The organism is Rothia nasimurium (assembly GCF_042660305.1).
GTDB classification, from domain to species: domain Bacteria; phylum Actinomycetota; class Actinomycetes; order Actinomycetales; family Micrococcaceae; genus Rothia; species Rothia nasimurium.
This window is the reverse complement of record NZ_JBHSTW010000008.1, coordinates 1-23,150: the sequence shown is the minus strand read 5'-3', so window position 1 is coordinate 23,150 and position 23,150 is coordinate 1. Positions and strand designations below refer to the sequence as shown.

The window sequence follows — 23,150 nt, the reverse complement described above, 5'->3', positions numbered from 1 at the left end:
GGGGTTCGGGTCAGTGCTACAAGCGATAAACGGTGCAGTGATGACGTCTCTATGACGGCTTCGAGAGGCTATCCACAGGTCTCCTACACCGGCAGCTGGGGCTGATGGAGACTCTAGGCTTGTTCCCCCGCAACCAGCGGAATAGGTCCGGTACGGTCGCTGTACTGCGGAAGACGAATCGTGAAGGTAGCACCGCCACCTTCGGTTTCTTCAACCCGCACTGTGCCGTCATGCTGGCCCACAATCGCAGCGACGATAGCCAGGCCAAGGCCGGTGCCGCCTGTCTCCCGGGTTCGTGAGGTATCGGCCCGGTAGAAGCGCTCGAAGACGCGCTCGGCGTCCTCACCGTGAATACCCGGGCCATGGTCGCGAACCTGGAGCACGGACGTCCACGTGCCATCAACGCCCGGCACCGACCCGACCGCAATTTCAATCGGGGAGCCCGCCGGGGTGTAGCGCAGCGCGTTGGTCATCAGGTTGGCGATGACCTGGCGCAGTCTTTGCTCATCGCCCCAGACCAGGGAGGTAAGAGCTTCTGCACCCTCTAGCCCCACCACCTCGATGGTGCGGTCGGGGGCCGAGGCGAAGGCGTCATTAGCGGCGTCCGTAGCTAGCTTCAGCAGGTCTACCCGGGCGTTCTCGGCAACCCGGCGCTCGTCGAGACGAGCCAGGGTCAAGAGGTCTTCTACCAGCTGGCCCATGCGCTTCGACTCTGACTCAATGCGGTCCATAGCCATTGCCACGGCCTCATCGTTGGGCAGGCCGCCCATACGGTAGAGCTCAGAATAGCCCCGAATCGATACTAGCGGGGTGCGAAGCTCGTGCGAAGCATCGCCCACGAAACGCCTCATCTTCACCTCTGACCGCTTTTGGGCGTCAAAGGCCTCTTCGATGTGCGAGAGCATGGTGTTCAAAGAGGTGGTGAGGTGGCCAATCTCGTTGTAGGGGCTGTAGTTCTCAATACGCTGGGAGAGGTCGCCTGCGGCAATCTGGGCAGCGGTTTGCTCCACGCGGGCAAGGGGCTCAAAGGCTCTGGTAACAATCACCCAGGTCAGCGCAATAGAGGCTAAGAGGGTTGCCACACCAAAGAGCATAGTTAAGCTGCCCACGATAGCTACCGTCTGATTGATTTGGGTCAGGGGTGCGGCAATGACCAGGGTCTGGTTGGTGTCTTCAACCGGGAATGCGATCAGGCGCCATTCGGTGTGGCCGCTGGCTGAACGCACCGTCAGGGCAGCCTTGTTGTAGCGCTTGACGTTATCGGCGGTGAGACCCGAAATGACGGGGGAGGAGGATTCATCAGCCAGAGTTGCCACCGGGCGTACGATATTCCCGTCGCTATCTAGTAAATATGCTTCATAGGGAATAAAAGTTCCCTGGGTCTGTGATAGCTGCTGGTCAGCATAGACCGCAGTGACCAGGTAGCTGTAGCTGGCAGTAATCTCATCGTCGAGCTGATCCATCATTTTGCCCCGAATCGCTGAAATAGCAACCAGAGACATCACAGAGATGGCCAGAGCCAGCAGCATAGATGTTAAAAGCACGAGCTGGGTTCGCAAGGACAGCGAACCCAGCCGGTGCACAGAGAGACGAGAGCGCAAACTCGTAACCCCTTAGTTTTTGTTAGCGGTACGAAGCAGGTAGCCGACGCCGCGCTTGGTATGAATCAGCGGGGGTAGGTTCTGATCATTATCGATCTTGCGGCGCAGGTAGGAGATGTAGGACTCCACGATAGAGGCATCGCCGTTGAAGTCGTATTCCCATACGTGATCCAGAATCTGGGCTTTAGACAGCACACGGTTGGGGTTGAGCATCAGGTAGCGCAGGAGCTTGAACTCGGTGGGGGAGAGGTCGATTTCGCGGTCGCCGCGGAAGACCTCGTGGGCGTCGTCGTCCAGCACCAGGTCATCTACGCGCAGGCGGGAATCTTCTTCGATGTGGGGCTGGGTACGGCGCAGGACGGCGCGGATGCGGGCCACAACTTCATCGAGGCTGAAGGGCTTGGTGACGTAGTCATCGCCGCCGACGGTCAGGCCGGTGACCTTGTCTTCGGTGTCGTCCTTAGCGGTGAGGAAGAGGACGGGGAAGAGGCGGCCGGAGCTACGCAGCTTGCGGGTGACGGTGAAGCCGTCCATATCGGGCAGCATGACATCGAGTACAGCCAGGTCGGGTGACTCGGTTTCAGCCTTCTCAAGGGCTTCACGGCCGTTGGCTGCGGTGACAACCTCAAAGCCCGCAAAACGCAGGGAGGTTGCGAGGAGCTCTAGAATGTTGGGTTCGTCGTCGACGACCAGCAGTTTTGCTTCAGGTTCTTTGGTATTCACGCTTTTAATTGTGCGCTTACTACCTGTGCACTAGCTGTGTGCAGCTGTATGTTCTGCTGAGTTTGCCTTAGCCCTGCTGGGAAAATACGGTAAGTACGCCGTGAGCAAAAGGGCAGAGCTCAGTCTCTAGCTAGCTCGGCGGCGAAGCAGAGTGAGAAACAGGGATCCTAACAAGGCCAAAAAAGCTAGCGGTAGAGTCAGCAGCGGTGTAATACTCAAAATCTCAGGAGCAGCTCCGGTAGCCCACTTCAGCAACAGCATAGTGACACCGGAGAGGGTGCCCACCAGCATGAGGACGCCGGCGGCAAGCCCCAGCGCCCGGATACCACCGCCGTAGGGTAGCTCAGGAATTTCAGTGTGTTCAGAAGACATATCTCTAAGCTATCAAGGCCCGCTATAGCTACCTAAAGAAGCACGGGTATTACGCCGGGAGGAAGAGCAGCGGCCACAGCCTCTACCGGCCTGCTTTAATAGGAGTATGACTGAAGAGGTAAAAGACGAGCTAACAGCCCCCGGCGCTTCGAGCGCAGAAAGCTACGAGCAGCCCGGCCCCGAAGCCGCTGAGCAGGTACCGGCGTCCGCCCCTGAACCAACCCTGGGCGAGCCCACTCGCCGTCGTCGTACCAGCAAGGTCGACGCCGTCCTTGCCGCAGCTAAAGACGTAGCCCTCGCAGGCCTAGCCGACATCGCCCCGGAAAACGCTATCGGCCCCGTCCACCACCTGCGCGGTGAAGAAGAACGCCTCACCACCCACCTTTTTGAATGTACCCTTCCCGGCTACCGTGGCTGGTTCTGGTTTGCCACCCTCTCGCGTGCTCCCCGCTCAAAGGTAGCAACCGTCTGTGAGGTCGGCCTGCTCCCCGGCGATGACGCCCTGCTGGCCCCGGCCTGGGTGCCCTGGGCCGACCGCCTCCTGCCCGAAGACCGGGAGGAAGAAGAGTACGACCATGACGATGCGGACTACGGTGACAGCGCCTCAGAGAGCGAGGACGATACCGACTTCACCGAAGAAGCTCAGGTAGGTGCCAGCGCTGAATGACCTCCACCCAGAGACGAGAACCCCAGCCCATGAACGGGAGGAATAAAACCTTCCGCTCACTGTGGATTTTTAACTACCGTCTCTGGTTCATTGGTGCCCTTGTCTCTAACATCGGCACCTGGATGCAGCGCACCGCCCAGGACTGGCTGGTCTTCAACGACCTCTCAAGCCACGACTCTACCCAGATGGGTATCGTCATCGCTTTGCAGTTCGCCCCGCCCCTCTTCCTAGCCCCCTATGCGGGGGCGCTTGCTGATAGGGGCGATCGGCGAAAAATTCTCCTATGGACCCAGAGCATCATGGGCCTGCTGGCCCTCGGGCTGGGGCTTTTAGTGCTATCGGGCCATGTTGCTATCTGGCACGTCTACCTCTTCGCGCTAGCCCTGGGCATCATCTCAGCCCTGGACTCCCCGGTACGGTCAACCTTCGTCTCAGAACTTGTCTCAGACGCAGACCTGCCCAATGCCGTAGCGCTCAACTCCATGTCCTTCAACGTCGCCCGCATGATCGGGCCGGCGGTTGCCGGCCTGCTGGTTGTTGCGGTGGGCACCGGGCCGGTCTTCCTGCTGAACACGGTGACCTTTATAGCTATGATTCTGGCAATCATCGCTATCCGTGAGAATGAATTACGGCAGTTGCCACGGTCGTCCGCCGCTCACAACCGGGTGCGCGACGGCCTTACCTACCTCAAACATCGCCCCGACATCATCGTGGTGATGGTGGCAGCCTTCCTCATTGGTACTTTCGGCCTGAATACAGCCCTCAATATTGCTGCTATGGCCACCACCGAATTCGGGCAGGGCGCGGGTGAATTCGGGCTGCTGAACTCCGTTGTTGCCATCGGCTCGGTGACAGGCACCCTGCTAGCTGCTCGGCGGGATACCCCACGCATGCGGTTCATGTTTGCCTCCTGCCTGGGATTCGGCGTGGCAACCCTACTGGCGGCACTCGCCCCCAACCTCTGGCTGTTTGCCCTGGCCCTGATTCCGCTCGGGCTCATGGCACTGACCATCATCACCTCAGCAAACGCCTACGTGCAGGTAACAACCGAGCCTGCCATGCGAGGGCGGGTTATGAGCGTGTACATGGCTGTATTCATCGGCGGTACCCCTATCGGCTCACCCCTGGTCGGGCTGGTCAACGACGTCTTCGGCGCTCGCTGGGGCCTGGGTGTTGCCTCTGCCTCCGGTTTTCTGGCGGCCCTGATTGGGCTGATCTGGATCATGAAATATAAGCACCTGCACCTGCACTACGACAGGCAGGCCCGCACCCGCCTGGTGCTGCGTCCGCGCCCTGAAACCGCTGAGAGCCCTGACCGGGAGCCGCCCCCGGTCACAGCAGCAATCGACCTGCAAGAACCCCGCTAAAGATTAAGAAAAGAAGGACGCCGCCTCCCGCTTCCTGCCACACGGCAGGTGAGCGGGGAGCGGCGTCCTTATCTTTGCCTAGCTACAACTACTTGAGCTTTTCGACCACGTAGTCGATGCAGGCCAGCAGGGCTGAGACGTCCTCGGGGTCAATAGCGGTGAAGGTGGCAATACGCAGCTGGTTGCGGCCCAGCTTGCGGTAGGGCTCGGTATCGACGATGCCGTTAGCGCGCAGGGTCTTGGCAATAGCAGCGGCATCGATGCTCTCATCGAAATCAACGGTAGCGATGACGTTGGAGCGCTCAGCCGGGTTCGCCACAAAGGGGGTGGCGTACTCGCTAGCCTCGGCCCAATTATAGACACGGCCTGCAGAATCAGCGGTACGGGCTGCGGCAAAGGCCAGACCACCCTGTTCGTTCATCCACTTGATCTGCTCATTGAGCATAATCATGGTGGCCAGAGCCGGGGTGTTGTAGGTCTGGTTGAGGCGGGAGTTGCTAATGGCGGTAACCAGGTTCAGGGAATCGGGGATCCAGCGGTCAGAAGCGGCGATACGCTCGGTGCGCTCAATCGCTGCCGGTGACCAGAGGCCTAGCCACAGGCCGCCGTCGGAGGCAAAGTTCTTCTGGGGTGAGAAGTAGTAGACGTCGGACTCGGCCACGTTAACATCCAGACCGCCAGCGGCACTGGTAGCGTCAATCAGCACCAGGGCATCATCGGCGATACCGGCAGGGCGGGCCACCGGGGCAAAAACACCGGTTGAGGTTTCGTTGTGGGGCCAAGCATAAACGTCTACGCCCTCTTCAGCACGGGCCTCGGGGCGGGTGCCGGCTTCAGAAGAAATAACGGTGGAATCATCCAGGAAAGGGGCCGCCTTGGTGGCTGAAGCAAACTTAGAGCCAAACTCACCGAAGGTCAGGTGCTGAGCCTTGTTCTCAACCAGGCCGAAGGTTGCGGCATCCCAGAACGCGGTGGCGCCACCGTTGCCCAGGATCACCTCGTAGCCATCGGGTGCAGAGTAGAAAGCGCGCAGGCCCTCGCGAATCTCACCGACCAGGTTCTTGACCGGGGCCTGGCGGTGGGAGGTACCTAGCAGGGTAGTGGCAGCAGCTGATACGGCGGCAACCTGCTCGGGGCGGACCTTCGAGGGGCCGGCACCGAAACGGCCATCGGCAGGTAGCATCTCGGTGGGAATCACGGGAAAAGTGGTCACTGAATATCTCCTAGACACGGGCAGGAGGTCAGCCGGGCGGCTTTGCGTTGATGTGAGGGAGGGAGGTGCCGCGGGCGTCCTGCTGTTTCTATTGTGCAACCTGCGCGGGCCCCGCGGCCCTCAAGCACCCCGTACCGGCCCAAAATGTGGGGAATAAATTTATATAGTGAGATAGCCTCGGTGTAGGGCTTGGTGGTGGACGGCGCTGCAAACCGAAGGTGCGCGGTGCGGGCGCAACAATTTCAGCTCTTGAAGAGAGTAAACGCTTCCCTGACCTAGTAGCGCATACAATTAAGGTCAAAACCACTGCACCTAACAACCCGTGCACCGTGCGGGCTGGCCCAAGGAGATTCGAGAAGGCATGACAGACCTCATTGATACCACTGAAATGTATCTGCGCACCGTGCTGGAGCTTGAGGAAGAGGGCATCACCCCCATGCGCGCCCGTATTGCAGAGCGCCTTGAGCACTCCGGCCCCACCGTTTCTCAGACCGTTGCCCGCATGGAACGCCACGGTCTGCTCACCGTCGCTAGCGACCGCTCCCTCCAGCTCACCGAAGAAGGGCGTCAGAAGGCAGTGGAGGTAATGCGCAAGCATCGTCTAGCTGAGCGCCTGCTCGCTGACGTGATTGGTCTTGACCTGGAATACATCCACGAAGAGGCCTGCCGTTGGGAGCACGTCATGAGTGAGCGTGTGGAGCGCCGCCTGCTGGAACTGCTCAATGAGCCTAAGTTCTCCCCCTACGGCAACGCGATTCCCGGCTTGGAAGAGCTGGGCGCCGAGAGCGAAGAGAACGACGGCCGCACCGTTACCATGTCGATTGCGGGCCGCGACTCATCTGAAGATGACCGCTTTACTGTGTCTCGTCTGCCCGAGTTTATCCAGACCGACGTGCAGCTGCTGAAGCGTCTGGGCGATGCGGGCATCGTCTACGGTGCAACGGTGTCGATTCTGGGTAATAAGGACGGCTCCGTGCTGGTTCACGCGGACGGCGAGGACGAAGCGCTGACGCTCAGCGCTGAAGTAGCAGAAGCGATTATCGTCAAAAGATAACAGTTTGATAACGAAAAAGGTGCCCACCCGGCTGGTAGGCACCTTTTTTGTTATCAAATTGTGATGTTCTGAGGGTGAAAAGCTGTTTTTGGTGTTGCGTAAGGTGCTGATGGGGGACTGGCTGAGGGGCTGCGGAGGGCTGTAGAGAGGGTGCGGGGCCTTAAGTGGTCGGCTTCTCAGTTAAATTAAGACTGGCAAAACCCTGATAGGGGGCCGGCGGGAGGGTGTTGTGGGGCTGCCTTAAAATCCTTTTATTTTCCCTTGTCAAAACTAACTCTATGTGCCCCATAAGCCCCAGCTGGACACGTCCTGAAAGCCAAAAAATCAATCACCCTGCTTTGCATTCCGGGGGTCTTGCAACAAAATCGTGACCAAAGCGTGACAAACCAGCCCAGGCTGTGTAATGTTCTATTTCGTGCTCATCACTGGTCGGATCAGCACCCTACGAACAGCACCGCCTAGTTCTGCCACTGTTCACAGGAAAACAAACAAAATAACATCACGGCAGAAGCGGGGGACCCACCTTTCGGGCTCTCCACCGAGAACCCTAGGGGTTAAGTCGCAGATTCTGCGGCCGAGCGAACTTCATGCTCGAACCCGACAGCTCACCTCGTTCGGCAATGGAGGAAAACAAAATGGCTAAGTCAACCATCGTACGCACCGCAGGTATCGTTGCAGCATCAGGCGCCATGCTCGCCGCAACCGTTGCACCCGCAAACGCATTCGCAGTAGCTGAAGTATCAGCACCCGCCCACTCAGCACCTGCACTGGCTTCACACTCTTACAACTACAACACCTGGGGCTACGAAACTGCTCCCGTAGTTGAAAACACCGCAGTTGAGACCACCTCAACCGTCACCACCCAGGCAACCACCACCACCGAGGTTTCCAGCAACGTTGACCTGTCAACCGCTCGCGAAACCGTCCTGGCAGCTGCCTACGACGGCATCGGCGGCTCCTACGTTTGGGGTGGCAAGTCCTACAAGGCTTGGGACTGCTCAGGCTTCGTCTCCTACGTTTACGCACAGGCTGGCATCAACCTGACCGCCTACACCTACACCATGGCAACCGAGCTGACCCCCACCTCAAACCCCCAGCCCGGTGACATCGTCTTCACCAACGGCTACGCACACGTCGGCATCTACGTTGGTAACGGCCAGATGATCTCAGCTCTCAACCCCTCACAGGGCACCCAGCTGACCGCAGTTGACGGCGGCGGCTTCATGCCCGTTGACGGTTACTACACCGCTGGCATCTAAGACTTCTCACACGGTACGGGGCAGCCAAAACTGCCCCAGTCGGTGACGTTCATTCAGTAGCTGGTCAACTTCCTACTGAAAAATGAACACAAGAATTCCTACCACACATCACACGGTAAGGATCCCCCGCAAACACTACGTTTGCGCATGCGCACCAGACGACCAGCTGGGGCGCATTTTTTATACCCACTTTTCGACTCCGGTAGAAGGCACAGCTAGGATTGGAACTATGTCGCAGAAGTTAAACAGCCCCCAATTCGAAAACCCGACCGGTTCATCCGACCAAGAATTCACCTACATGGCCATCGGAATGGTAGCCGGCGCCATACCCGGCATCGTCCTCGGCCTCATCATCGCCATCTTCGTCGGGCACGCAGCCATGTGGGTCTCCATCACCGGCGGCATCGGCATCGTCCTCGGGCTTGTCATCTCTCGGCTAGCCTACCGAAAAAAGAAAACCCGCAACTAACGCCCCCAGGCGGGCACAAAAAGAGAGGGTATGCCAGCGCTTCGCGCAGTATGGCATACCCTCTCTTTTTGTGCCCCCGAGACGATTCGAACGTCCGACACCCGCTTTAGGAGAGCGGTGCTCTATCCCCTGAGCTACGAGGGCGCAACCCCACCAGTTTACACGAAAACCTATACGCCACCCGAAAAATGCAAACGCCTGTGGATAAGTCGACGGCATATGCACTTTTCCTGCGGCGTTAAGACGCGCTAACCGGCCCCTGCGTCCACAGGGCTAGCGTCAACATCCCTGATTCAGTCACCCTATACACCATGAGCCAGAACCTATATAACTCAGTACTTCTTACCGGTGATCTACGACTACAGGGACTGACCAGTCGCAAAATTAGTGACGCAGTGCGGTCCAAAGAGCTTGTCCGTCTCAGACAGGGAGCCTACATCAAAACCCAGACTCTCGCCCAGGCAACCCCTACCGAGCGTGCCCTGATACACCACATAGCGGTGAGCAAAACCCGCTCACACGCCGTCCTTACACGCACGTCCGCTGCTCTTGCCTGGGGAGCGCCCCTCCTTGAACTCCCCTCTCATATCTACCTCGCGAGTTCCTGGCGCGATCGCGGCAAACAGCAGGGCATTCGCCGCTGCGTCACTCCTGCTGAAGCAATAAATAGGGCACAGGAACACCAGGGCCTTACGGTTCTCTCACCTATAGACACCGTCCTGAGCTGTATCGGTCACCAGCGGGCGCTCACCACGGTGACGGTTGCACACTATTTTCTCCACCAGAACCTTTGCAACCAGTACCTGCTGCACGATGCGCTACTAGCCGTCTCCGACCGCGGCGCGAAGCAAGCTCGTATCCTGGCACGGAGCCTGACGACCGAGCTTGAATCACCGCTAGAATCTCAGGCGTATTTTCTGATGGTGCTTGAAAATCTTGAGCTGCCCGCCTTGCAGCGGTGGGTGGTTACGAGCAGTGGCCGCCGCTATCGTCCTGATTTTATGTGGCGGCGCCTCAGGCTTATCCTCGAGGTCGACGGCCGTATCAAGTACACTGGGGCTTATCGGTCTTTTGACGAACAGCGGCAACAAGATCTCTTCCGGCAGCGCGAGTTAGAGAACGAGGGCTGGAAGGTCTTGCGAATCACCTATGAAGACCTCACCCACCGCCCGCAGCACGTGGTTTGTCTGTTGCTACGGCACGGGGTGCGGCGACTAGATGCCGCTTAAAAAGTGCAAGTGCCTGTCACTTTTGCACAGGCACTTGCACTTTTCGGGGGCGGACGCGGGCGGGACGCTAGCCTAACATCACTGCCCGGGCAGCTCGCCGCGGGCGAAGGCGTCCATCTTGCTTCTAACCAGTCGCAGTGCCAGGTAACCCAGCTGCACCAGGCAGAGCACGAACAGGGCCCAGCGGGCCGTCATGAGAAGAGAAGCAAGTGCGGTAGCGCCGCCCAGCGGGTCGGCTAGGGCTGAATCAACGGCAAAACCACCGGCAATGAACACAAAAGCGTAGGCCACCGGCAGGGTTAGCATCAGTCGGCCCACCAGCAGCTCAAACTTGGAGGCTCGCACCATATTCCACCAGGTGAAAGCAAAAATCAGGGGCAGAATGAGCCCCGTTGAACGGTGGAGCACCTGGTAGGCCTGCAAGCCCTCTACGCCCAGGCCCGCCGCTACGGTTTGCAGGTGTTGGGCGTCAAAACGCAGCATGAGTTCCGGGGCGGTAGCACTGGCAGCCGCCGACACCCCCGGTAGCAGCATGAGGTAGTAGTAGAGCAAAAACAGCACCGTCACGACAAAGGCAACGCCCAAGAAAATATAGGAACCCCCGCCCTTTTCCGGCTCGGCGGCAAGCTCTGCCCGGCTGTAGTCGGTGACAACGCGCGGCCCTGCCCCCTGCCCGCGAGGGGGCGCGGACGTCCGCCCCGCTTGAGCTGCGGGCGGCGCGGGGGAGTGCGCTTGCGTGTTTTCACCGTAGAGACGTTTCTTCTGACCTTTTGAAAGACCCATGCTGTCTATCTTATCTGTCAGCTCAATCGGGTGTGGGCTGTGGCCCTCTCGCCTAAAATGGGGAGTTGACGGTTGATCTTTGGAGGGTTCTTCTATGTTTGATGACGACGATTTTATGCCTGCGCCCGCCTCGCCGCGCTCTGCTGCGCCTGAGGGGGAGCCTTTCTTTGACGAGCCTCCTTTCGACCCCTTCTACGATGCGGCCCCTCCGGCTGATGATTTTGTGCCCCCTGCCTACCAGGTGGGCGGGTTTATGCCTGAGTTTGAGGACGTCCGCCCTGCTCCCAGCGTCAATCCCGAGACGCTGGTGGCGGGCCTGAACGAGCACCAGGCTGAGGCGGTAAAGCATGCCGGTAGCCCCCTGCTGATTGTGGCGGGTGCCGGGTCGGGTAAGACCCGCGTGCTGACTCACCGTATCGCCTACCTGCTGGCAACGGGGCGTGCCCACCAGGGGCAGATTCTGGCTATTACCTTCACCAATAAAGCTGCCGCCGAGATGCGGGAGCGTATCACCGCCCTGGTGGGGCCGCGGGCGCAGAGCATGTGGATTTCAACCTTCCACTCCTTCTGTGTGCGCGTACTGCGCCGCGAGGCAAAAGCCCTGGGCCTCAAATCGACCTTCTCCATCTACGATTCGGCTGACTCCCAGCGCCTGCTGACCCTGATTATCAAGCAGATGAATCTCGATACCAAGAAGTTCACCGCCAAGGTCGTGGGCAACCGTATCTCTAACCTCAAGAACGAACTGGTCAGCGCCAAACAGTTCGCAGCTGAAACCAGCCCCACCGACCCCTGGGAAGGCGTGATTTCGAAGGTCTATACGGCCTACACCGAGCGTCTACGGGCCGCTAACTCCCTGGACTTCGACGACCTCATCTTTGAAACTGTCAACCTTCTGAAGAACCACCCCCAGGTAGCCGAGTACTACCGCCGTCGCTTCCGCCATATCCTGGTGGACGAATACCAGGACACCAACCATGCCCAGTACCAGCTGGTGCGGCAGCTGGTGGGGGGTGCGGCGTCCTTGCGCCCTGAGACCGGCCCCGCCGATAACGGTCCCTACCCCGACGCCTACCCGCCCGCTGAGCTGACGGTGGTGGGTGACTCTGACCAGTCCATCTATGCCTTCCGCGGGGCTGATATTCGCAATATCACCGACTTTGAGCAGGACTACCCGGCGGCCCATACCATCTTGCTGGAGCAGAACTATCGCTCTACCCAGAACATCCTCTCGGCAGCGAACGCCGTGATTGAGCGCAACAAGGGCCGCAGGCCCAAGAAGCTCTGGACGGCCAGCGGCGACGGTGCCAAAATCACCGGCTACGTGGCAGAGTCCGAGCACGCTGAGGCCCGCTACATCGCCCAGGAAATTGACCGCCTGCGCGATGAACACGGCACCGCCCCCGGCGACGTGGCGATCTTCTACCGCACCAATGCCCAGTCCCGCACCCTTGAAGAAATGCTCATGCGCGTGGGTCTGCCCTACCGCGTAGTCGGTGGCACCCGCTTCTACGAGCGCAAGGAAATCAAGGACGCCCTGGCCTACCTGCGCGTGCTGGTCAACCCCGACGACGACATCAACGTGCGCCGCGTGCTCAACGAACCCAAACGCGGAATCGGGGCTAAGTCTGAAAGTGTGGTCGCCGACCACGCGCGCGCTACCGGTATCTCCTTCATGGCCACCCTGCGCCAGGGCAGTGAAGTGCCCGGCCTGGGGTCTGCCGCCGTGAAGAAAATGGCCGCTTTCGCCCAGATGATCGACGACCTTGCTCAGCTAGCTGCCACCGAGTCAGCAGCCACCTGCCTAGAGGCGGTACTGGAGCAGACCGGCTACCTGGCGGCTCTACGCGAGTCCAAGGATATTCAGGACGAATCCCGCGTGGAAAACCTCTCAGAGCTGGTGGACGCCGTGCGCGAGTTCGAAATCGACAACGCAGGTGCCACCTTGGAGGACTTCCTCGAACACGTTGCCCTGGTCGCTGACGCCGACCAGATCCCCAACAAGCCCAAGTCCGAGCAGGAGGGCGGGCCGTCCGCCGCCCAGATTGCCGCAGAGGTGGCAGAAGCCCGCTCCCAGGGCGTCATTACCCTCATGACCCTGCACACCGCTAAGGGCCTAGAATTCCCCGTGGTTTTCTTGACCGGTATGGAGCACGGCCTCTTCCCCCACCAGCGAGCCCTCACCGACGACTCGGAGATGAGCGAAGAGCGCCGCCTGGCCTACGTGGGCCTGACCCGCGCCATGGAACGCCTCTACCTCACCCGCGCTGAGAACCGCTCCATGTGGGGCCAGAGCCAGTTCAACCCGCCGTCGCCCTTCCTCGAAGAGATCCCCGAAGAGCTCATTGACTGGAAGCGCACCGGCTCCTCCTTTGGCGGATACTCCGGTAGCGGCTACGGGGGCGCTTACGCGGGCGGACGCGGCGGCTGGGCAGGCAACCGCGGCGGCTCATCGAGCGGGTACGGTTCTTCGTACGGGTCCTCCACCTACTCCAGCCGCTTTGACGAACCGGCCGAGCGGCGGCGTCCTGCCGAACCGTCCACCAGCGAAGTCAACGGGTCTTCCACCTACGGACTCAAGGCAGCAGCCCGGCAGGTCTCCCGCGTGCAGCAGAACAAGGAAATTCCGGCGCTCGCGGTTGGCGACCGCGTTGAGCACACCAGCTTTGGTGAGGGCCGCGTGACCGCGGTTGAAGGGGCCGGCGATAAAACCGTCGCCAAGGTGCGCTTCGCCAAAGAAGAGAAACGACTCCTGCTGCGCTACGCGCCGCTGACTAAAAAGACCGACTAAGATATAAGAAGCCCGGTACCGCCCGTGGTGCCGGGCTCTTTTCTGCCCGATTCACTCAAGGATGACCATGGATCACGACTCTAACCTTCCCTCTATCGCCGAAGAATTTGTGGAGGCAATGGATGAGGTGACCGATACCCGCGTGCAGCTTCAAGAGATTTCTGATCTCTTCCTTTTTCGTATTGAAATTGACCCCTCGACCGATGCTGCCCGCCGCATTGAGAAGGTGCTGGGCGCTGCCCTTCCCACTACTCGCGGGCAGGTAACTGGCGATGCGACCGCCCTGCATCTGCTGTACGGCACCCGCCAGGTCGTGGCCTGCCTCTACGTTGAAGAGGGCGTGTACCTGGTGGTGACCAGGGTGGACGCCGTAAAGCTGGGGCGCGCGCTCACCGCGGCCCTGGGGCGCGATGAGGGGCTGGTGCTCGATGTATCGGTCAATCGCACCGTGCTGAACCTGAGCGGGGTTGCCGCGGCGGACGTCATCGACGAGGTCGTGCACTTCGACTTCCCGCCGGACTTCTTCGACCCGGGCAAGGCCCTGTCCTGCACCGTGGCTGAGGCCCGTATCATGCTCTGGCGCATCGACGAGCTGGAGTATCTGATGGTGCCTCGCGCCTCCGATACAGCCCCCTTCCTGGTCAATATTTTGGACGCCTGCGAGAAGGTCAAATAGTCCCGGTGTGGGAGCGTCGATGGTAACTGACAGGTTTGTTTCATTCAGAGGGAAATAAGTTCGCACCCCTATAGGCAAGTACGCTAAAGTTTCTTTGTGGAGAAGCTTTGTGTGCTCCAGCTCTCGCAATGGGGCGGGCACCGAACTTCGTACATGTAAACGCCGGGAGCACCGCTTTCTGGCATGACTTCGACGAAGAAGGACACACCTGTGGACCTGTTTGAATACCAGGCACGCGATCTCTTTGAGAAGCACGGCGTTCCCGTGCTCCAGGGCATCGTAGCTACCACCCCTGAAGAAGCAAAGGCAGCAGCTGAGAAGATCGGTGGCGTCACCGTTGTTAAGGCCCAGGTTAAGGTGGGCGGACGCGGTAAGGCTGGCGGCGTGAAGGTCGCTAAGACCGCTGATGAGGCTTACGAGTACGCCCAGCAGATTCTGGGTATGGACATCAAGGGCCACACCGTTCACCGCGTGATGATTGCCCAGGGCGCAGACATCGCTGAAGAGTACTACTTCTCCATGCTGCTTGACCGCGCTAACCGCTCCTACCTGGCTATGTGCTCCGTTGAAGGTGGCATGGACATTGAGACCCTGGCTGCCGAGCGCCCCGAGGCCCTGGCCAAGGTTGAGGTCAACCCCATGGACGGCATCACCGCCGAGAAGGCCGCCGAGATTGTGGAGGTCGCTGGCTTCGCTGAGGACGTACGCGAGGACGTCGCCGCCGTGCTGGTCAAGCTGGGCGAGGTCTACAAGAAGGAAGACGCTACCCTGGTTGAGGTCAACCCGCTGGTCAAGACCGGCGATGGCAAGATTCTGGCCCTGGACGGCAAGGTCTCCCTCGATGATAACGCTGAGTTCCGCCAGCCCGAGCACGAGGCTCTGGTTGATAAGTCAGCCGAGAACCCCCTCGAAGCTAAGGCCAAGGAAAATGACCTCAACTACGTCAAGCTCGACGGTGAAGTCGGCATCATCGGTAACGGCGCCGGTCTGGTCATGTCTACCCTGGACGTCGTTGCCTACGCCGGTGAAAACCACGGCAATGTCAAGCCCGCTAACTTCCTCGACATCGGTGGCGGTGCTTCTGCCGAGGTGATGGCAGCAGGCCTGGACATCATCCTCAACGACGAGCAGGTCAAGTCTGTTTTCGTTAACGTTTTCGGTGGTATCACCTCCTGCGACGCTGTAGCTAACGGTATCGTCAAGGCCCTGGAAATCCTCGGTGATAAGGCAACTAAGCCCCTGGTCGTTCGCCTGGACGGCAACAACGTCGAAGAGGGCCGCCGCATTCTCACCGAAGCTAACCACCCGCTGGTTTACCTAGCAGGAACCATGGACTCTGGTGCCGATAAGGCAGCCGAGCTGGCCCACACCGCATAAATCACCGCTGATTATTACTAGAAGGTTTATACAATGTCTATCTTTTTGAACAAGGACTCCAAGGTCATCGTTCAGGGCATCACCGGCGGTGAAGGCACCAAGCACACCGCCCGTATGCTGGCTGCCGGTACTCAGATTGTGGGGGGTGTCAATGCCCGCAAGGCTGGCACCACCGTCTCCCACAAGGACGCCTCCGGTAACGACGTTGAGCTGAACGTCTACGGCTCCGTTGCTGAAGCCGTCAAGGAAACCGGCGCTGACGTCTCCATCGTCTTCGTCCCCCCGGCCTTCACCAAGGACGCCGTGATCGAGGCCATCGACGCTGAGGTGCCCCTGGTCGTCGTTATCACCGAGGGCGTGCCCGTGGGCGATACCGCCGAGTTCTGGGCCTACGCCAAGAGCAAGGTGGACGCCAACGGCAAGCAGATTACCCGCATCATCGGCCCTAACTGCCCCGGCATCATCACCCCCGGCGAATCCCTGGTAGGTATTACCCCCGCCAACATCACCGGTAAGGGCAAGATCGGTCTGGTCTCCAAGTCAGGTACCCTGACCTACCAGATGATGTTCGAGCTGCGCGACATCGGTTTCACCACCGCTATCGGCATTGGCGGTGACCCCATCATTGGCACCACTCATATTGATGCTTTGGAGGCCTTTGAGGCTGACCCGGAGACCGAAGCTATCGTCATGATCGGTGAGATTGGTGGTGATGCTGAGGAGCGGGCCGCCGAGTTTATCAAGGCTAAGGTTACTAAGCCTGTGGTCGGTTATGTGGCAGGTTTTACTGCTCCTGAGGGTAAGACCATGGGCCATGCCGGTGCCATTGTTTCAGGCTCCTCCGGTACGGCTCAGGCTAAGCAGGAAGCCCTTGAGGCAGCCGGTGTTAAGGTCGGTAAGACTCCTTCTGAGGCGGCGCAGCTGGTTCGGGCTATTTTCGCTCAGTAAAGGATTTTCCTCAAAAGTCTTAGGGGTCTTCCCCCTCCTGTCAGCAGGAGGGGGAAGACCCCTTTAAGCTATCTCAAGCTAGTTTTTTGTCCTTGCTAGAGGCCCTAACATGGCCTTGGCTACCTTTTGGGTCAGGGCCTCAAGCGGGCCACGCCGGTAGAAGAGCAACCATAGGCTACTTGCCAAGATAAGCACAGTGGTGAGGAAGAGGAAGAAGGGCAGGGAAGATAGGTTACCCCCAGGGCCGGTGACTAGCCAGATGATAAAGACGTGGGCGGAGTAGGCGGTCAGGGGCATAGTGCCCAAGGCTAGGAGGGGGTAGAGCAGATAGGGAAGCAGCCGAGAGAGCAGCAGACAGAGACCGAGCACTATGAGGCTGATACCTCCAGAGCCAATGATTTCTGCGCTAGCACCGCTATGGGGTCTTGAGGTTAACAGGGCCTCCATCGCTAGGGCTCCCCAGTCCGTTGAGAGGGCTGTAGCGAGGGTGTCGGGCCAGGCACTGATAATCTCGTTATCAGTAGCGCTCTCTGTCTCTTGAGAGGGATCAGAGAGGGGTAGCTGGGATTTATCTTTTTCTGTCTCCCAGCCTTCTGCCTGCGATAGCTGCTCATAAAATTCTGGGCTTTTCCCGGAGAAGTCTTCTGCCAGGGAGGACTTTTCTGCCTGGCTTTGGCCCCCGCCCTGGTAGAGACTTCCTAGACCGTAGCCCAGGCTGGTGAGAGCCAAACCGAGAGCCAGGAAGGTGAGGGCAACCTTAATATTTCTCCAGTCGGTAATGCTCCGGCCTATACCCAGGCCGAAGAGCATAGTAGCTAGCCAGGCAGGTAGGGAGTAGGAGGTCTGAAAAAGCAGGGCATGGCCCATGCCGATGGAAACCGGGAAAAATTTATTGAGGATTTCCACCAGGAGGGGGCCGAGCAGGGCGATGCCTAGAGATAGGCCAAAGAGAATTTTGGGAGGTAGCCGCAGAAAGGGAAAGAGCAGAAAGTAGATTGCCCCGTAGAGTGTAAGAATAACGGCTACATTGGTGGCTAACTGTTCAAGGAGAACCCCGATAGCAAAAATTGTCAGTGCTCGGGCCGTAAGGTTAAGGCGAATACGGGGTAGCTCAGCTGCCTGGGGGAGCTGCTTTCTTCCCGTCATAAGCGCGATAGAGATACCGCCGAGCAGGGCGAACAGCAAGGACGGGCGGCCATTGGCTAGGCCGCTCCAGGTAGCGGGGTCGGTGAGCGATACCTGGGTAGAAACCGTTGTGGTATGCACCGCGACCATTCCGATAATGGCCAGGGCCCGGGCTAGGTCTAGCCCGGGAATACGGGGGCCGAGAATCTCTCAGCGATACTGATTCTTCTGCCAGCTGGCTTCTGCAGGGCAGCAGAGGGGGCTAGGGTCATAGGATATTTCCTTGTCTCATCTTGGCTTTCCCTGTCAAGAGCTGGTTTACTCGGTTTTAGGGGAGCTTTCTGAGGACGCTGATGAAGCGGCCTTGCGGGCTGAACGCTGATCGAGAATCTTATTAATACCCATGAAGGAGGAATGCCAGATCAGCTCTACCGGCCCGCGTGGGAAGAAACGGAGCCAGAGCCAGGAGAAGGCAAAAAGAGCCAGGCTTATCAAGAACCAGCTAAGCCAGACCAGTGATGAATTGGTAGGGTCAATCTTAGCTGCTAATCCTAAGCCCCAGTCGTAGAAGATGATGGAAGCTATGAGATTTTGCAGAATGTAGCAGCTCAGGGCTGTGCGTCCAATGATGGTGAAGAAGTAGCCTAGCGGCCCTAGTTGCCGTCCTCCAGCATAGAAGTGGGCTACCGCTGCCAGCAGGCCGAAAGAAACCAGCGTGGAGGTCAGGTAGCGCCCTAGGGCACCAGAATAGATACCGCCCTGCCAGAGCCTGAGGGACCAGTCAAGGGCAAGGCCCAGGGTAAAGGAGTAGAGCATAATCTTTTTCCGCAGGGCACCCTGTTCTGCTTTAAAGAGGCCAGCCCGGTAGAGGTGGGCCCCGGCTAGGAAGAGAGCGATACCCATGACAAACATGATGGGAATCTCGTAGCGACCTGACCAGAAATTTTCGAGACGGAAGATAACGGCTCCCCAGTAGGAGGTAGATGTTGCCATTTGAATGTCTTCGGTCTGAACGTCGCCCCCTTCTGCGAATTGCTGGATTTGGGCGTCACCTTCCTCTAGGGGAGCGAAGAAGGTTGAATTGGCCCAGATAGCCCCAATGACGAGAACGTAGGCAACAAGAGAGATAGCTAACCAAATTTTCTGGGTTCTTGGTGTGGTTGCGAGAACGACGCAGACAACCAGGGCTGTGAGGCCGTAGCCCATAAGGACATCGTATTCAAAGATAAAAATATAGTTCAGAAGGCCATCTAAAATCAGCAGGGCAGCTCGCCAGGGGTAGCGGCCCGGCCAGCTTTTGCCCTTCTTGAGGGCGCTCTGTCGCTGAATTTCTAGGCCGATGCCGAACATGATGGTCAGCAGGCCAATCCATTTTCCGTCGGTCACTAGATTGACTAGGAGCGAAGTGAGCGGAACCTGCTCTTCTCCGCCGCCGTCCAGGGCTGATGCCAGGTTGGTAATTCCGGTGCTGGCAAAAATACTTATATTGGTGGCCAGGGTGCCTATGATGGCCATGCCGCGCAGGACGTCAAGGGCCAGGTAGCGCCCCGAGGTGCTGAGGGAAGGTGTCTGCTTATTCTTCATAGGCGTGAGGTTACCATAGACTTCTTAAGATTGCTTGGGTTACGGGGCGGGAGTAAGCCTCAGAATCTATCTTTGACTAGCGCGTATCTTCTGCGACCTGGCTAGCAGCGGGAATTTTGGCGGAAAATATACAGAATTTTCTGGCAATTTTTTAGGTTTAGGCCCGCCAGTGGCGGAGGTAAAACTGTCTACCGGGTAGACCAAGGGCCTATCCGATAGCTGAGGGTAGTGAAAGTTTTGAGTGAACTAACCTCAGCTTAGGCTGGATAGGCCCCGGTGAGGCAAGAAATCTGCCCCTATTTTTTAAATTCCTGAGAAAATATCTGGAACCTGGGCTAACCGCTAGGGGTTGATGGTAGAAGTTACGGTATCGCCAGCAATAACCTTGACCTGGGAGTTATAGCCAGGCGCAGAGTAGGTTACGGTAGCTGAGGTTACAGAGGAAGTCAGGGAGAAACTCTCCCAGCCCTGGGCAGGATTCAGCTCAATGGTGGCAGGAAGAATCATGGCCTGGGCGTAGTACTTCTGCTCCTTCTGGGTCAGAGTCAGGGCCTTGCTGGTGACGAAGGTGATGGTGGACCGGAAGCGCAGGGAACCATCGGCCTGCTGGGTGATGGTCGGCTTCTCGGCAACCCAGTCACCGGCAATACCGGCAGTCTGTAGGTAGACTGAGGCGCCAGAGGCATTGATGTCAGCCAGGCGACCTGATAGCTGCCGGTTCCAGACGATACGGTTAATTTTGACGTTGTTGATGGTCTGGGTGGCGCTGGCGGGAACCACGAACTCGACAACGGTGCTGAAAGAAGCACCCTTCTCTAGGGTGGCTACTGATTCGGCTACGTAGTCGGTGCCGCTGACGAGGTTGGTGGTGGGAACCGAAAACCAAAAACCGGTGGAGGTCAGGTAGGTTCCGGGGTTGGCGCTCTGGCCGTTTGTTGCCGGAGTGAAGGAGCCTTCACCGTTGGTGTAGAAGCTATTGTTGGCAGGACGGTTGGTAGCGTCGTTCCAGTTGATATCTGCTTCGGGGGTATTGGGTAGGGAGTTGAAGTAGGCGGCAGGGGTGGTGGGGTGGCCGGTTGAGTCGTTAGCTCCCTGGTAGCCAACGAAGTCACCGTTGTACTGGGTGGTAACGAAGATACCGTGCTGTACATCGAGGGTGGGCGTGCGGGGGCTGGAGGCAGCGTAGGCGGGCAGGGTGCTGGAAGCTAGAACCAGGGGAGCCGACCAAAGGGTTGCCTGGGCCAGGGAGCGGCGGTCTACGTTTGTGCGAGTCATGTAAGGTTGCGTCCTTATGGAAGTACGAGTGTTTTGCTTTAAAAGCCCTGCGAATGTCTGGCAAAGGCTTGTAGTGCTGTATTTGTTCTACCCTTAAAGTTCTGGTCTGGGGTGTTTTGGTCTCTTAGGGGATAACTTTTTATCTTGGGTGTGCTGAATGTATCTCCTAGTGGTGAGGGAGGGGCTAAAGAATTGTGACACTAAACATAAGGCCTAGGAGGTAGGTTGCTAGAGCCGCTCCGTAGCCGATGGCAAGTTGGCGGAGGCCTCGCTTGAGGGGGGAGGCACCGGAGAGAAGGCCGACGATTCCTCCGGTCACCATGAGGGCCAGGCCAACTAGCAGGAGGGAGATGAGCAGGGCCGGAGTGCCAGAAAGTCCGAAAATATAGGGCAGGATCGGAATGAGGGCACCGGAGGCAAAGAAGGAGAAGCTAGAGGCGGCAGCTCCCACGTCACTGCCCAGGGCATGATGCTCCTTATCGGCGGAATCTGCTTGGCTATCGTCACGGTAGGAAAGGGAGGGGTCGCAGTCGCAGGTAAAGTAGCCGAAACGTTCCATGGAACGATGTCTGGCTGCTTCCTGGCTCATACCGCGGGCCCGGTAGATGAGTTCTAACTCATTCTGGTTGATATCTAGCTGGTGGGCAACGTCTAGAGTGACCTGGGTAGGGCGGGAGGCCGCTAAAAGTTCGCGCTGGGAACGCACCGAGACGAATTCTCCTGCGGCCATGGATAGGGCACCTGCTAGGAGTCCGGCTACGCCCGATAGGAGCACCAGGGAGCTGCTGGCCCCGCTGGCCCCTACCCCCATAATGAGGGCAGCATTTGAGACTAGGCCGTCATTGGCGCCGAATACGGCAGCGCGGAAGTTGCCTGAGAGTTTCTCGCGACCTGAGGTTGAGAGGGCGCGGATAATTTCCTCGTGTATAGCTTCGTCGGCCGCCATAGCTTCGGTAGCGTCGGGGTCATGTGCGTAGGGGGAACGGCTTTCGGCTCGCTGGGCTAAGGCTAAAACAAAGACTGACCCGAAATTTTTAGCTAGAACCTGCAGGAGTCTTGCCGAGATAGAGGGGCGGGGTTCAGGCTGGGCATGTTTACCCAACAGGGCTCGCCAGTGCTCTTGGTGGCGGAGTTCAGCCTGGGCAACCTGCCTAAGAATTTCTGCTTCCTTGCCCTGGGCGCGCTGGGCCAGGGTTGCATAAATCTGGGCTTCTGATATTTCTTCGGCCAGGTAGCGCCGCCAGCGGCGTATCTGTTGGGGACTGGGCTGGTTCAGGGGGGGTGTCGGGCTAGCCACTGGCATGGTTTTCTCCTTGTAGCAGGAGCCGAAGTGGGGGTAGGTTGCATACACTTCGGCCAAAGAAACTCTAGTTCTCTTAGCCGAAGGTCTCGCTCGCCGCTTCTTGGAAGCGGTGGTTTACCGGGTGCCCCGCTGGGGGTAACCAGTATGTCGATAAACCGCTTTGGCACCGATTCGATACTGCCTGCCTGTGGGAGCTACTCCCCTTCGCTTCTTCCCACTCTAGCGAGCTGGCCGCCTCGTATGCAAAATAGCAGCTAGCTGGATTACTCAGAGGTTCAGTTGGAGGTTAGCGGGAAAATTTTTTCTAGTCCCGGAGATGCCAGCCCGAGTCGCTTAGTTGGGCAGCTAGCTTGGCGGGTTGGTTATCTGCCCTAATCATTACTGCTGAGGTTAGGCTTGCATAAGCTGTTATATAGGTATATGTCCTTGTCGCACCAGGTTTTCCTTATTTTGATTTATTCACAATAAACCTTGAAAAGCTCTGGGGAAGTACGTAAGGTTGAGGGTAGACAGCAGGCTAGGGTAGGCGCTCCCACACTTAGCCCCCTAGTCACTTAGAAACCCCGAAAGGAAAGTCTGCCATGAGCAAGTACGCTTCATTCACCGTTCCCGGCCTGACCGAAGAATCAGGCCACCACGTTGCCGACGTTCTCCAGATGCGTCTGCACGCCCTCAATGACCTTCACCTGGTGCTCAAGCACGCCCACTGGAACGTCGTTGGCCCCAACTTCATTGCCGTTCACGAAATGCTAGACCCCCAGGTTGATTTGGTTCGTGGTTTTGTTGATGCCATTGCCGAGCGCATGGCTACCATGGGCGTAGCCCCCAACGGTCTTTCTGGCGACCTGGTAGAGAAGCGTACCTGGGCCGAGTACGATGTGGATCGGGCCGATGCCATGACCCATATTCGTGCTCTGAACGAGGTATACAACATCCTTATTGAAGATCACCGGGCAGCTATTGCCAAGGTGGGCGATATTGATCCCATTACCGAGGATCTGCTCATTGGCCAGACCGCCGAGCTGGAACTCTTCCAGTGGTTCCTGCGCGGTCACCTGGAAGACGGCCAGGGCAACCTCAAGTAAGCTCCACTTATACGTGAATCACAACAGTCAAGGCGGGTCTATCGCACGATAGACCCGCCTTTACTGATGTGCTTGTATCTTCTAGCCCTCGGGTAGCGCCCTAATTTTTTCCAGGCTAAGTTCTGTATGGGTGTAGCGGGCATGCCCCAGATGTTCCGGCACCTCGGTCTGAACTAGCCCCCGAAAGTTGGACTGGTTTAATCCTAGACCGTCAGGGCTGCCAAAGCCTGGCTCCGATACCCCATCGGA

At 58.4% G+C, this 23,150-nt stretch carries 20 protein-coding genes, 1 tRNA gene and 1 riboswitch; of the genes, 11 read left to right on the top strand and 10 right to left on the bottom strand.

Annotation, left to right across the window (positions count from 1 at the left end; all coding sequences use genetic code 11):
* Positions 1 to 113 precede the first annotated feature (113 nt).
* The 3 genes from ACFP6B_RS03080 to ACFP6B_RS03070 form a co-directional block, all read right to left on the bottom strand.
* On the bottom strand, positions 114 to 1,529 hold the full coding sequence (locus tag ACFP6B_RS03080; RefSeq protein WP_377126866.1) for a sensor histidine kinase: 1,416 nt from the start codon (positions 1,527 to 1,529) through the stop codon (positions 114 to 116).
* Between the two features lie 84 nt (positions 1,530 to 1,613).
* Positions 1,614 to 2,324 carry a response regulator transcription factor gene (locus ACFP6B_RS03075; protein ID WP_185174100.1) on the bottom strand — a complete coding sequence of 237 codons (711 nt, stop codon included), beginning with the start codon at positions 2,322 to 2,324 and terminating at the stop codon, positions 1,614 to 1,616.
* A gap of 126 nt (positions 2,325 to 2,450) precedes the next feature.
* Positions 2,451 to 2,696: a hypothetical protein gene (locus tag ACFP6B_RS03070; protein ID WP_377126676.1), complete on the bottom strand. Its 246-nt coding sequence runs from the start codon at positions 2,694 to 2,696 to the stop codon at positions 2,451 to 2,453.
* A gap of 106 nt (positions 2,697 to 2,802) precedes the next feature.
* On the opposite strand from ACFP6B_RS03070, the gene ACFP6B_RS03065 reads away from it, so the two are divergent.
* Both ACFP6B_RS03065 and ACFP6B_RS03060 read left to right on the top strand, forming a co-directional pair.
* On the top strand, positions 2,803 to 3,363 hold the full coding sequence (locus ACFP6B_RS03065) for a DUF3027 domain-containing protein (RefSeq protein ID WP_377126673.1): 561 nt from the start codon (positions 2,803 to 2,805) through the stop codon (positions 3,361 to 3,363).
* Entirely contained in the window at positions 3,360 to 4,730 is a 1,371-nt protein-coding gene (locus ACFP6B_RS03060; RefSeq protein WP_377126670.1) for an MFS transporter, read from the top strand. The genes ACFP6B_RS03065 and ACFP6B_RS03060 overlap by 4 nt, the downstream gene beginning before the upstream one ends.
* Before the next feature lie 88 nt (positions 4,731 to 4,818).
* On the opposite strand, the gene serC is transcribed toward ACFP6B_RS03060, so the two are convergent.
* Positions 4,819 to 5,913 (bottom strand): phosphoserine transaminase, encoded by a 1,095-nt coding sequence (serC, locus tag ACFP6B_RS03055; protein ID WP_377126863.1) that lies wholly within the window; start codon positions 5,911 to 5,913, stop codon positions 4,819 to 4,821.
* Positions 5,914 to 6,304: 391 nt separating this feature from the next.
* On the opposite strand from serC, the gene ACFP6B_RS03050 reads away from it, so the two are divergent.
* The 3 genes from ACFP6B_RS03050 to ACFP6B_RS03040 all read left to right on the top strand — a co-directional run bounded on the left by ACFP6B_RS03050 (position 6,305) and on the right by ACFP6B_RS03040 (position 8,725).
* Positions 6,305 to 6,997: a metal-dependent transcriptional regulator gene (locus tag ACFP6B_RS03050; protein ID WP_237207603.1), complete on the top strand. Its 693-nt coding sequence runs from the start codon at positions 6,305 to 6,307 to the stop codon at positions 6,995 to 6,997.
* A gap of 486 nt (positions 6,998 to 7,483) precedes the next feature.
* Positions 7,484 to 7,628: riboswitch (cyclic di-AMP (ydaO/yuaA leader) on the top strand.
* Between the two features lie 4 nt (positions 7,629 to 7,632).
* Positions 7,633 to 8,256 carry a C40 family peptidase gene (locus ACFP6B_RS03045; RefSeq protein WP_377126666.1) on the top strand — a complete coding sequence of 208 codons (624 nt, stop codon included), beginning with the start codon at positions 7,633 to 7,635 and terminating at the stop codon, positions 8,254 to 8,256.
* A 229-nt stretch (positions 8,257 to 8,485) separates the two neighbouring features.
* The gene (locus ACFP6B_RS03040; protein ID WP_377126663.1) at positions 8,486 to 8,725 is read left to right on the top strand and encodes a hypothetical protein; all 240 of its coding nucleotides are present in this window, start codon (positions 8,486 to 8,488) and stop codon (positions 8,723 to 8,725) included.
* A gap of 71 nt (positions 8,726 to 8,796) precedes the next feature.
* Here the strand turns inward: ACFP6B_RS03040 and ACFP6B_RS03035 are convergent.
* Positions 8,797 to 8,869, bottom strand: a tRNA-Arg gene (locus tag ACFP6B_RS03035).
* A gap of 251 nt (positions 8,870 to 9,120) precedes the next feature.
* Between ACFP6B_RS03035 and ACFP6B_RS03030 the strand changes: the two genes are divergently transcribed.
* Complete coding sequence (locus ACFP6B_RS03030) at positions 9,121 to 9,954, top strand: endonuclease domain-containing protein (RefSeq protein WP_377126660.1); 834 nt, start codon at positions 9,121 to 9,123, stop codon at positions 9,952 to 9,954.
* A 78-nt stretch (positions 9,955 to 10,032) separates the two neighbouring features.
* Here ACFP6B_RS03030 and ACFP6B_RS03025 read toward each other — a convergent pair whose 3' ends face one another.
* Complete coding sequence (locus tag ACFP6B_RS03025; protein ID WP_377126657.1) at positions 10,033 to 10,737, bottom strand: hypothetical protein; 705 nt, start codon at positions 10,735 to 10,737, stop codon at positions 10,033 to 10,035.
* Between the two features lie 94 nt (positions 10,738 to 10,831).
* Here ACFP6B_RS03025 and pcrA point away from each other — a divergent pair, with 94 nt between their 5' ends.
* From pcrA to sucD, 4 genes are all read left to right on the top strand, one after another.
* A complete protein-coding gene (gene pcrA, locus ACFP6B_RS03020) occupies positions 10,832 to 13,528 on the top strand; it encodes a DNA helicase PcrA (protein ID WP_377126654.1) in 2,697 nt (898 codons plus the stop codon).
* A gap of 67 nt (positions 13,529 to 13,595) precedes the next feature.
* A complete protein-coding gene (locus ACFP6B_RS03015; RefSeq protein WP_237199300.1) occupies positions 13,596 to 14,204 on the top strand; it encodes a sarcosine oxidase subunit gamma family protein in 609 nt (202 codons plus the stop codon).
* 210 nt (positions 14,205 to 14,414) lie between these two features.
* Positions 14,415 to 15,581 carry an ADP-forming succinate--CoA ligase subunit beta gene (gene sucC / locus ACFP6B_RS03010; RefSeq protein ID WP_377126650.1) on the top strand — a complete coding sequence of 389 codons (1,167 nt, stop codon included), beginning with the start codon at positions 14,415 to 14,417 and terminating at the stop codon, positions 15,579 to 15,581.
* Between the two features lie 33 nt (positions 15,582 to 15,614).
* Positions 15,615 to 16,529 (top strand): succinate--CoA ligase subunit alpha, encoded by a 915-nt coding sequence (gene sucD / locus ACFP6B_RS03005; protein WP_377126647.1) that lies wholly within the window; start codon positions 15,615 to 15,617, stop codon positions 16,527 to 16,529.
* A gap of 78 nt (positions 16,530 to 16,607) precedes the next feature.
* Here sucD and ACFP6B_RS03000 read toward each other — a convergent pair whose 3' ends face one another.
* From ACFP6B_RS03000 to ACFP6B_RS02985, 4 genes are all read right to left on the bottom strand, one after another.
* Positions 16,608 to 17,846, bottom strand: a complete 1,239-nt coding sequence (locus ACFP6B_RS03000) for a heparan-alpha-glucosaminide N-acetyltransferase domain-containing protein (RefSeq protein ID WP_377126860.1) — start codon at positions 17,844 to 17,846, stop codon at positions 16,608 to 16,610.
* Positions 17,847 to 17,972: 126 nt separating this feature from the next.
* Entirely contained in the window at positions 17,973 to 19,238 is a 1,266-nt protein-coding gene (locus ACFP6B_RS02995; protein ID WP_377126644.1) for a DUF418 domain-containing protein, read from the bottom strand.
* A gap of 342 nt (positions 19,239 to 19,580) precedes the next feature.
* Positions 19,581 to 20,513: an amino acid oxidase gene (locus ACFP6B_RS02990; RefSeq protein WP_377126641.1), complete on the bottom strand. Its 933-nt coding sequence runs from the start codon at positions 20,511 to 20,513 to the stop codon at positions 19,581 to 19,583.
* Positions 20,514 to 20,697: 184 nt separating this feature from the next.
* Positions 20,698 to 21,816 (bottom strand): VIT1/CCC1 transporter family protein, encoded by a 1,119-nt coding sequence (locus ACFP6B_RS02985; RefSeq protein ID WP_377126857.1) that lies wholly within the window; start codon positions 21,814 to 21,816, stop codon positions 20,698 to 20,700.
* A gap of 581 nt (positions 21,817 to 22,397) precedes the next feature.
* Here ACFP6B_RS02985 and ACFP6B_RS02980 point away from each other — a divergent pair.
* Positions 22,398 to 22,901, top strand: a complete 504-nt coding sequence (locus ACFP6B_RS02980; protein ID WP_377126638.1) for a Dps family protein — start codon at positions 22,398 to 22,400, stop codon at positions 22,899 to 22,901.
* Positions 22,902 to 23,150 lie beyond the last annotated feature (249 nt).